General features: G+C 70.7%; 8 protein-coding genes. 5 read left to right on the forward strand and 3 right to left on the reverse strand.

Features of this window, described 5'->3' with window-relative positions:
• Nucleotides 1-16 precede the first annotated feature (16 nt).
• From BKE38_RS17950 to BKE38_RS17960, 3 genes are read right to left on the reverse strand one after another with little or no spacing between them, the layout of a single operon-like run.
• Nucleotides 17-337, reverse strand: coding sequence for an AtuA-related protein (locus BKE38_RS17950; RefSeq protein ID WP_076958644.1), 321 nt, complete (start codon nucleotides 335-337; stop codon nucleotides 17-19).
• Nucleotides 334-1,713: an acyclic terpene utilization AtuA family protein gene (locus tag BKE38_RS17955; RefSeq protein ID WP_076958645.1), complete on the reverse strand. Its 1,380-nt coding sequence runs from the start codon at nucleotides 1,711-1,713 to the stop codon at nucleotides 334-336. The genes BKE38_RS17950 and BKE38_RS17955 overlap by 4 nt, the downstream gene beginning before the upstream one ends.
• Before the next feature lie 2 nt (nucleotides 1,714-1,715).
• Entirely contained in the window at nucleotides 1,716-2,696 is a 981-nt protein-coding gene (locus tag BKE38_RS17960) for a Bug family tripartite tricarboxylate transporter substrate binding protein (RefSeq protein ID WP_076958652.1), read from the reverse strand.
• A 112-nt stretch (nucleotides 2,697-2,808) separates the two neighbouring features.
• Here BKE38_RS17960 and BKE38_RS17965 point away from each other — a divergent pair, with 112 nt between their 5' ends.
• The 5 genes from BKE38_RS17965 to BKE38_RS17985 all read left to right on the forward strand — a co-directional run bounded on the left by BKE38_RS17965 (nucleotide 2,809) and on the right by BKE38_RS17985 (nucleotide 9,205).
• Nucleotides 2,809-3,693, forward strand: a complete 885-nt coding sequence (locus BKE38_RS17965; RefSeq protein WP_076958646.1) for a LysR family transcriptional regulator — start codon at nucleotides 2,809-2,811, stop codon at nucleotides 3,691-3,693.
• A 57-nt stretch (nucleotides 3,694-3,750) separates the two neighbouring features.
• A complete protein-coding gene (locus BKE38_RS17970) occupies nucleotides 3,751-5,448 on the forward strand; it encodes an acyl-CoA dehydrogenase family protein (RefSeq protein ID WP_076958647.1) in 1,698 nt (565 codons plus the stop codon).
• Between the two features lie 108 nt (nucleotides 5,449-5,556).
• Entirely contained in the window at nucleotides 5,557-6,216 is a 660-nt protein-coding gene (locus BKE38_RS17975) for an EI24 domain-containing protein (RefSeq protein WP_076958648.1), read from the forward strand.
• A gap of 134 nt (nucleotides 6,217-6,350) precedes the next feature.
• On the forward strand, nucleotides 6,351-7,358 hold the full coding sequence (locus tag BKE38_RS17980; RefSeq protein WP_076958649.1) for an MBL fold metallo-hydrolase: 1,008 nt from the start codon (nucleotides 6,351-6,353) through the stop codon (nucleotides 7,356-7,358).
• A 125-nt stretch (nucleotides 7,359-7,483) separates the two neighbouring features.
• A complete protein-coding gene (locus BKE38_RS17985; protein ID WP_076958650.1) occupies nucleotides 7,484-9,205 on the forward strand; it encodes an ABC transporter ATP-binding protein in 1,722 nt (573 codons plus the stop codon).
• The last annotated feature ends 340 nt before the right edge of the window (nucleotides 9,206-9,545 follow it).

Below are 9,545 nucleotides of genomic sequence, written 5' to 3' on the forward strand. Positions count from 1 at the left end.
CCTTCCCCCAGACTTGCTACGCCAGCGCGTCCACTTCCAACCCGAGCAAGTGAAAAGAAAGCGACTTCCCGTGCCCATCCAGGTTCAGCGCGCCGTTGACGCCGCCCTGCAGCACGTCCTCGACGACGAAGTTGAAGGCGCCAAGGTTGGGCAGGTCGTAGCGGCGGACGGCGGTGGCGCCGCGATGGGCGAAGCGGGCCAGGACCTTGGCTTCGGTGACCTGGGCGGCGAGGTGGTCGTAATGGACGCGGTCATGCGCGATCAGCGACAGGTTCAGGCGGTTGCCCTTGTCGCCGGCCCGGGCATGGGCCAGGCGGTGCAGCGGGACCGTGGTCATGCGGCGTCCTCCAGGGTCAGCAGGGTGACGCGAGGCGCGAGGCGCTCGCGCGGCACCAGGAAGGAGAGCGTGCGGATGCGGTCGACGACGCGGCTGCGCACGCCGCCGCCGCCGGCCGGGCCGCAGCAATAGAGGGACAGCACCTCGCGCACCGCGGCTTCGGCCGTGGCGCGGTCGTCGGTGGCGACGGCCAGGCGCAGGCGGATGTCGGGGGGTGCCAGGTCTTCAAGGCCTTTGGGCACGCCGGCATCGCCGCCGAAGACGCTGACCACGCCGATCAGGTCGATGCGCGCCTGGCTTTCGAGGCCCAGCTTCTTCAGGCGGTCCTGCAGGGTGCGGCCGGCGAGCTCCGCACGGGCGCGGCAATTGGGACCGCCATAAGAAATCTCGCCCTCGCCCAGCCAGCCGCCGGGCAGGCTGACGGTGGCCTTCAGGGTCGGCGGGCGCGGCCGGCCACGGGCGCCGGTGACGCGGACGCGGTCAGGGGCTTCCTCGGTGATGGCGACGTTGGTGATGTCGAGGATCACATCGGGGGTCAGGTAGGCGCCGGGGTCGTGCAGCTCGTAGAGCAGCTGCTCGGTCACCGTGCGGCGGTCGACCAGGCCGCCGGTGCCGGCGGGCTTGGTGATCAGGATGCTGCCATCGGCCGAGATCTCGGCGATGGGGAAGCCGATCTCGGCCATGCCCTCGACATCCTTGGTGCCGGGATCGGCGAAATAGCCGCCGGTGACCTGGGCGCCGCATTCCAGCAGATGCCCGGCCATGGTGCCGGCGGCCAGGCGGTCCCAATCGTCCTCGGCCCAGCCGAAATGCGCCAGCATGGGCCCCAGCGCCAGAGCCGGGTCGGAGCAGCGGCCGGTGATGACCAGCTGCGCGCCCTGGCGCAGGGCATCGGCGATCGGCGCGGCGCCGAGATAGACATTGGCGGCGATCACCTGGCCAGGGTCCAGCACCGCGCCGGCATCGCCCTCCCAGGGGTCGAGGTCGGCCAGCGCGCCGCTGCCGCGGATGTCGTCGCCTTCGACGATGGCGACACGCAGCGCCGGCAGGCCGAGCTCCCGCGCCAGCGCCAGCGCCGCCTTCGCCGCGCCGCGCGGATTGGCGGCGCCGCCATTGGTGACGATCGGAATGCCATGCTGGGCGCAGCGCGCCAGGATCGGGCGCAGCAGGGCGACCAGGGCAGGCTCGAAGCCGGCCTCGGGCCTGGTCAGGCGCTCGCGCTGGGCCAGGGCCAGGGTGCGCTCGCCCAGCACTTCCAGCATCAGGGCGGCGGGACCGCCGGCGGCGATCAGCGCATCGACCACCGGGCCCGGGGCGTCCAGCCGGTCGCCGGAAAAGCCGGAGCCGCAGCCGATGCGCAGCAGGGTCTGCGCCATGCTCAATCCGCCTTGGCGCCGGAGACGCGCACGACCTCGCGCCACTTGGCGATATCCGCCTCCAGCCAGGGGCGGAACTCGGCCGGCGGCATGGCGACCGGCAGCAGCCCCTGGTCCAGCAGCTGGGCGCGCAGGTCGGGCGCGTTCACCGCTTCCTTCAGCGCGCCGTAGATGCGGTCGCGGATGGCGTCGGGCAGCTTGGCCGGCGCGAACAGCCCATGCCAGGCGGAGACGTCGAAATCGGCGATGCCCTGCTCGATGGCGGTGGGGATGTCGGGCGTCAGCTCCAGCCGCTGGGCGGAGGTCGCGGCCAGCGCCCGCAAGGTGCCGTCCTTCACGAAGGGCAGCACGGCGGTCACCTGGTAGACGATCATCGGCACGTTGCCGGCGACCACGTCGGTCACCGCCTGCGAGCCGGAACGGTAAGGAACATGCTCGAAGGGCGCGCCGGTCTTCATCTTCAGCAGCTCGCCGGCCAGGTGGCTGGAGGTGCCATTGCCGGCCGAGGCGTAGCTGACGCCGTTGCGCTGCCCCTTCGCCCAGGCGATGAATTCCGGCAGCGTCTTCGCCGGGATCTTCGGCGAGATCACCAGCAGGTTGGGCGCGTTGGTGACGAGCGAGATCGGCACGAAGTCGCGCAACACGTCGTAGGGCATGTTCGGCATCAGCGACATGTTCACCGAATGCGAGGCGATGCTGCCCATGCAGAGCGTGTAGCCATCGGGCGCCGACTTGGCGACGCCGTCGCTGCCGACCACGCCGCCAGCGCCGGCGCGGTTCTCCACCACGATCGGCTGGCCGAGGCTGGCCGACATGCGCTGGCTGACCAGGCGGGCCATGATGTCGGTGCTGGTGCCGGCGCCGAAGGGCACCACCATGCGGATGGCGCGGGTCGGCCAGGCGGGCTGGGCGCGCAGCACGGCGGGGGCGGCGAGCAGGCCGAGGCCGGTGCCCAGCAGGGCGCGGCGCGGAATGGTGTGCATCTCTTGGACCCTCTCGGCCGACAGGGCGGCCATCTTTTTCTGGCGGCCATCAAGCGGCGCGCCGAGCCATCAGGCAATTGAAGATTTCCGGGGCCAGTCATAAGAAAAGCAGATGACCCCTTCGATCCGTCAGCTGCGCGCCCTGACTGCTGCGGTGGAGACCGGCAGCTTCGGGCGCGCGGCGCTGCGGCTGCACCTGTCGCAGCCGGCGCTGACCGTGCAGATCCGCGAGCTGGAGCAGGCGCTGGGCGTTTCCCTGTTCGACCGCACGGCGCGCGGCGCCCAGCCGACCGCGGCAGGCGCCGCCCTGGCCGAAAGCTTCGGGAGAATCCTGGCGGAGCTGGACGCCGTGGTGGATGGCGCGCGGGAACAGGCGGCGCGGCGGGCGGGGGTGGTACATCTGGCGGTGCTGCCCTCGGTCGCGGCGACGCTGCTGCCCGGGGCGCTGGCGCGGCTGAAAGCAGCGCATCCCGGCATCCGCGTCATGCTGCGCGACGCGGTGGCGAAGCGGGTCGGCGCGCTGGTGAAGGAGGGCAGCGCCGAGCTCGGCATCGGCCATGCGACGACCCCCGATCCGGAATTGTCGGAAACGCCGCTGTTCGAGGACGAGCTGGTCGCCGTGCTGCCCCCGGACCATCCGCTGGCCGCACGGCCGCGCCTGACGCTGGAAGAGCTGGCGGCGACGCCGCTGGTGCTGACCGACCCGGAAAGCAGCCTGCGGGCGCTGGCCGAGGCCGCCTTCGCCAGCGCCGGGCTGGCGCCGCGCCCCGCCTATGAGGCGACCTATATGAGCACGGCGGTGGCGCTGGTGCGGGCGGGACTGGGTGTCGGCCTGCTGCCGGCCAGCGCCATGGACCTGCGTGTCGCGCCGCTGCTGGCGACGCGGCCCGTCGACAGCCCGCTGCTGCGCCGGCGCATCGTGCTGCTGCGGCGCCGCGGCGCCAGCCTGTCGCCGGCGGCCGAGGCGCTGATCGAGGTGCTGCAGCCCGACGATTGACGCGGCCGCGCGTCACGGTGTCGGCTGGCGGCAAACCAGCCGCCAGGGGAAGCGCCGATGCCCGCCTATGAACCGCCCGTCTCCGAAGTCCTATCCGTTCTCCGCGAGGTGCTGGTGCCGGAGGCGGAGGGGCTCGACCTGCCGACGCTGGAGGCGGTGCTGGCGGAAGGCGGCCGCTTCGCCACGCGGGTGCTGGCGCCGCTGAACGCCTCCGGCGATGCCGAGGGCTGCCGGCTCGAGCAGGGCGCGGTGCGCACCCCCGCCGGCTTCCCCGAGGCCTACCGGCAGTTCGTGGCAGCCGGCTGGCCGGCGCTGTCGCAGCCCGAGCGCTGGGGCGGCCAGGCCATGCCGAGGCTGGCGCAGCTGGCCCTCGACGAGATGATCGCCGCGACGAATTTCTCCTTCGGCCTCTTCCCCGGCCTGACCCGCGGCGCCGCCGAGGCCATCGCCCGCCACGCCGCACCGGAACTCCAGGAAAGATACCTGCCGCAGCTGGTCTCCGGCGCATGGGCCGGCGCCATGGCGCTGACCGAGGCCCAGGCCGGCACCGATCTCGGCCTGCTGGCGACGCGGGCGGAACCCCGCCGCGATGGCAGCCTGAGCGTCACCGGCAGCAAGATCTTCATCACGGCCGGCGATCATGACCTGGCGGAGAACATCGTCCACCTGGTGCTGGCGCGGCTGCCGGATGCCCCCCCGGGCGTGCGCGGCATCAGTCTGGTGCTGGTGCCGAAGTTCCTGCCGGACGACCAAGGCCGGCCCGGCCGGCGCAATGCCATGGCCGCCGGCGCGCTGGAGCGGAAGATGGGGATCCATGCCTCACCCACCTGCGTGATGCATTACGACGGCGCCGAAGGGTGGCTGGTCGGCGCGCCGCATCGCGGGCTGGCGGCCATGTTCACCATGATGAATGCCGAGCGGCTGTTCGTCGGCATCCAGGGTCTTGGCATCGCCGAGGCCGCGGGTCAGGCCGCCGCCGACTATGCGCGCACCCGCCTGCAGGGCCGTCCGCCCGGGGTCGCCGCCGGGCCGCCGCAGCCGATCCTGGCGCATCCCGACGTGCGCCGCATGCTGCTGACCATCCGCGGCTTCACCACCGCGGGGCGGGCGCTGGCGCTGTGGCTGGCGATGCAGCTGGACCGCGCCGAGGAGGATGCCGAGGCCGAGGGCATGGTCGCCCTGCTGACCCCGGTGGTGAAGGCGGCCTTCACCGATTGGGGCTTCGAGGCCGCGGTGCTGGGCCAGCAGGTGCTGGGCGGCCACGGCTATGTCCGCGAGAACGGGCTGGAGCAGATGGTGCGCGACGCCCGCATCGCGCAGCTCTACGAGGGCACCAACGGCGTCCAGGCGATGGACCTCGTGACCCGCAAGCTGGCCGCCGAGGGTGGCGCCCTGCCCCACCGCTTCTTCGCCCTGGTCCGCGCCGCGCTGCAGGCCGCGCCCGAGCCGGCCCTGACCGAGGCGCTGAACCGCCTGGAGGCGGCGACCCGCCATCTGCAGCGCAAGGGCGCCGAGCCGGCCGAGCCCGGCGCCGCCGCGGCCGAGTATCTGCGCCTCTTCGCCCTGGTGTCTCTGGGCTGGATGTGGCTGCGGCTGCGCGCGGCCGCCGGACCCTCCGGGCTGCCGCATCACCGCCGCTGGCGCCAGGCCGCCGACTTCTTCTTCGCCCGCCTGCTGCCGCAGAGCGCGGGCCTGGCCGCCGCCATCGCCGCGGGCCCGGCGACGCTGATGGTCCCTGCAGAGGACGTCTTCTGAGCCGGGAAAGCGCGGCGCGGCCGCCGCCGCTGACGACAAAGCGCATTGCAGCGCGGCCGGGCGAAAGCCATCTCAGCGGCGTCCTCGCTTCCTGGAGACCGCCGCGCGATGAAGGCCGTGCCCGCCAGCCTGCTGCTGCCGCTGAAGCAGCTCGACGACCCTGCCTTCCGCCGGCCGCTGCTGAAGGCGCTGGGCGTCGCCATCCTGGCCTTCGGCGGCCTGGCCTGGCTGGCCGACTGGGGGGTGGGCTGGCTGGCCGGCGGCACCGGCTGGCTGGCCACCGTCGCCGGGCTGCTGGGCGGGCTGCTGGTGCTGGTCAGCACCTTCTGGCTGTTCGTGCCCGTCATGCTGGGCATCACCGGCCTGTTCTCCGACGAGGTGGCCGAGGCGGTGGAACGCCGCTTCTACCCGGCCCTGCCGCCGGCTCAGGGCGCCTCGATCGCCGCGCAGGCCCGGGCCGGGCTTGGCCTGGCGCTGCGCTTCCTGGTGATCAGCCTGGCGCTGCTGCCGCTGGCCTTGATCGCGCCGCCGCTGGGCGTGGTGGTCTACTGGGTGCTGGCGGCGCTGTCGCTTGGCTACGGGCTGTTCGACGGCGTGGCGCAGCGGCGGATGAGCGTGGCCGACAGCCAGGCGCTGCGCCGCCGGCACCGCGCCCAGATCCTGGCGATCGGCGGGGCGCTGGCGGCGCTGGCCGTGGTGCCAGTGGCCAATCTGCTGGTGCCGGTGCTGGGCACCGCCGCCATGACCCATCTGCTGCATCGCGGCTGACGGTGCGCTGGCGCCACCCGAAAAATTGTTAAGCCGGACGTTGCAGCGGCGCCTGGAACCATGCTCGGCTGGCGGCGCGCCGCAGCACGAAGCGCGGCGCGGCAATCCCGCAAAATGACGGGGGAGGAAGTCCGATGACATCGATGACCCGGCGCGGCCTGCTGGCCGGCGCCGCAACCCTGGCTGCCACGCCGCTGCTCTCCAGCCTGGGCAGCCGCCCCGCCGAGGCGGCGGCACCCTTCCTCAACAGCCTGCCGCCGGCATGGCACCGCTTCCGCTTCGGCGAGTTCGAGGCGACGGTGATCTCCGACGGCCGCCTGCCGCTGGGCAAGCCGGTGCCGGCCTTCCCGGCCTCGCCGCCGGCGGAGATCGTGGGTCTCCTGGAGGGCGCCTTCCTGCCGCCCGACGCCGCGACGCTGGAACAGAACATCCTGGTGCTGAACACCGGCAAGCAGCTGATCCTGTTCGACACCGGCATGGGCGACAGCATGGGCCCGGCCAGCAAGATGTTCGGCCCCACCACCGGCAAGATGCTGGAGAACCTGCGCGCCGCCGGCATCCAGCCGGAGCAGATCGACCTCGTCGTGCTGACCCATGCGCATTGCGACCATTGCTGGGGGCTGACGGATGCCAGTGGCGCCAAGGTCTTCCCCAATGCCCAGGTGGCGCTGAGCGAGATCGACCTGCGCTATTGGACCGACGACAACAACAAGCGCGGCCCGGAATTCATGACGCCCTTCATCGACGGGGCGAAGAAGAACCTCTCGGCCTATCGCGACCGCATGATCATGGTGCAGGACGGCAAGGAGGTGGCGCCGGGCGTGGTGGCGTTGTTCGCGCCGGGCCATACCGTCGGGCACCATGTCTATGCCATCACCTCGGGCAACCAGACCATGGTGAACACCGGCGACCTGGCGCACCACCACGTCCTGCTGCTGAAGAAGCCGATGTGGGAATTCTCCTTCGACACCGATCCGAAGCTGTCGGCGCAGAGCCGGTCGCGCATGCTGGACCGGCTGGCCACCGACAAGCACGCCATCCTGTCCTACCACTTTCCCTGGCCCGGCCTGGGGCATGTGACCAAGGCCGGCGAAGGCTATGACTGGATCGCCGAGCCGATGAACCTTTCGGGACTGGGATGATCCTTGGGGTGAACGCGCCTCAGGGGCACGGGATGGGCGGTTGACCCATCCGCCATTCCGGTCGGATACCGGGCAGCGCCGCGGCAGACCCGCCGCGGCGCTGTCTCCTCCGGCCGGATCGACCCATGCTGCGGCGTTTCTTTGCCTATTACCGGCCCCATAAGGGGCTGTTCATCCTCGACTTCTCCTGCGCCGTGCTGGCCGGCCTGCTCGAGCTCGGCTTCCCCATCGCGGTGAAGCTCTTCGTCGACAAGCTGCTGCCCGGGCAGAATTGGGGGTTGATCCTGGCCGCCGCGGCCGGGCTGCTCGGCATCTATGTGCTGAACACCGGGTTGATGGCGATCGTGACCTATTGGGGTCATGCGCTCGGCATCAACATCGAGACCGAGATGCGCCGCAAGGCCTTCGATCACCTGCAGAAGCTGTCCTTCGGCTGGTACGACAACCAGAAGACGGGGCATCTGGTCGCCCGTGTCACCCGCGACCTGGAAGAGGTCGGCGAGGTCGCGCATCACGGACCGGAAGACCTGTTTATCGCCATCATGACGCTGATCGGCGCCTTTGCGCTGATGTTCACGGTGCATTGGCCGCTGGCCTTGCTGACCACGCTGGTGGTGCCGGGCATCGCCTGGGTCTCGGCGCATTACGGGGCCGGGATGACCCGCACCTGGCGCGAAATCTATGGCCGTGTCGGCGCCTTCAACGCCCGCATCGAAGAGGCCGTCGGCGGCATCCGCGTGGTCCAGGCCTTTGGCAACGAGGCGCATGAGCGCGCCCTTTTCGCGAAGGACAACCTCAGCTACCGCCGCACCAAGCTGGATGCCTACCGGATCATGGCGGCCAGCACCTCGCTGAACTACATGGGCATGCGGCTGACCCAGATGATCGTCATGATCGCCGGCGCCTATTTCGTCATCCAGGGTGGGCTGACCAATGGCGAGTTCGTCGGCTTCCTGCTGCTGGTGAACGTCTTCTTCCGTCCCATCGAGAAGATCAGCGCGGTGCTGGAAGTCTATCCCAAGGGCGTTGCCGGCTTCCGCCGCTACACTGAGCTGCTCGACACCGCGCCCGACATCGAGGATGCGCCCGACGCCCACGCCGTTTCGGCGCTGCGCGGCGACATCCGCTACGAGGGCATCCGCTTCGGCTACGGGCCTGACCGACCGGTGCTGAACGGCGTGGACCTGACGATCCGCGCCGGCGAGACGGTGGCCTTTGTCGGGCCCTCGGGCGCAGGCAAGACGACGCTCTGCTCGCTGTTGCCGCGCTTCTATGAGGTCGAGGCCGGGCGCATCTCCATCGACGGCATCGACATTCAGAAGATGACGCTCGCCTCGCTGCGGCAGCAGATCGGCATTGTCCAGCAGGATGTATTTCTGTTCGCCGGCACGCTGCGGGAGAACATCGCCTACGGTCGCCTTGGTGCCTCGGATGCCGAAGTGCGGCAGGCCGCCCGCCGCGCCCGGCTGGAAAGCGTTATCGAGGCCTTGCCCGAGGGGCTGGACACGGTGATCGGCGAGCGCGGGGTGAAGCTGTCGGGCGGCCAGAAGCAGCGCCTGGCCATCGCGCGGATCTTCCTGAAGAACCCGCCCATCCTGATCCTGGACGAGGCGACCTCGGCCCTCGACACCGAGACGGAGCGCGCCATCCAGCAGTCACTGGCCGAGCTGGCGGAAGGCCGCACCACCCTGGTGATTGCGCATCGCCTGGCGACGATCCGCAACGCCGACTGCATCGTGGTGGTGGATCAGAGCGGCATCGTCGCCCGGGGCCGCCACGACGAGCTGGTGACCCAGCCAGGGCTCTACCAGCGGCTGCATTCGGTGCAGTACGGGGTGACGGCTTAATCTTTTCTTCTGAGCTCTGCGAGGGTGTGGAGCCGGGACCTTTCGGGGTCTCGGCTTTTTCTACGCTTGGGTGGCAAGGTGTCGCCCTTTGCCGGGCCGGCACCTGGCTTTGGCTGCCAGGCAGCATGCAGAAGAACGGTACGCTCGGATGCTTCTGGCCTTGCTGCCCGGGCGGAGGGTCGAGCGGCTGAGGTGAGGTGACGCAGGATCGCCCGGTGCTGGAAGTTCATCACGAAGCTTCTGGAGCCCAGAATGCGACAAACCCCCCTGAGCACGTGGCTAGGGGGGTTTTGTCGTTTGATCTTGGATGCGGGGACAGGATTTGAACCTGTGACCTTCA

The sequence above is a fragment of the Teichococcus deserti genome (assembly GCF_001982615.1).
GTDB lineage: Bacteria > Pseudomonadota > Alphaproteobacteria > Acetobacterales > Acetobacteraceae > Pseudoroseomonas > Pseudoroseomonas deserti.

What these genes read in the sequence shown, in the direction of transcription:
- BKE38_RS17960 (WP_076958652.1), bottom strand. Translation starts at nt 2,696, where the DNA reads ATGCACACCATTCCGCGCCGCGCCCTGCTGGGCACCGGCCTCGGCCTG.
- BKE38_RS17980 (WP_076958649.1), top strand. Translation starts at nt 6,351, where the DNA reads ATGACATCGATGACCCGGCGCGGCCTGCTGGCCGGCGCCGCAACCCTG.
- BKE38_RS17965 (WP_076958646.1), top strand. Translation starts at nt 2,809, where the DNA reads ATGACCCCTTCGATCCGTCAGCTGCGCGCCCTGACTGCTGCGGTGGAG.
- BKE38_RS17950 (WP_076958644.1), bottom strand. Translation starts at nt 337, where the DNA reads ATGACCACGGTCCCGCTGCACCGCCTGGCCCATGCCCGGGCCGGCGAC.
- BKE38_RS17955 (WP_076958645.1), bottom strand. Translation starts at nt 1,713, where the DNA reads ATGGCGCAGACCCTGCTGCGCATCGGCTGCGGCTCCGGCTTTTCCGGC.
- BKE38_RS17985 (WP_076958650.1), top strand. Translation starts at nt 7,484, where the DNA reads ATGCTGCGGCGTTTCTTTGCCTATTACCGGCCCCATAAGGGGCTGTTC.
- BKE38_RS17970 (WP_076958647.1), top strand. Translation starts at nt 3,751, where the DNA reads ATGCCCGCCTATGAACCGCCCGTCTCCGAAGTCCTATCCGTTCTCCGC.
- BKE38_RS17975 (WP_076958648.1), top strand. Translation starts at nt 5,557, where the DNA reads ATGAAGGCCGTGCCCGCCAGCCTGCTGCTGCCGCTGAAGCAGCTCGAC.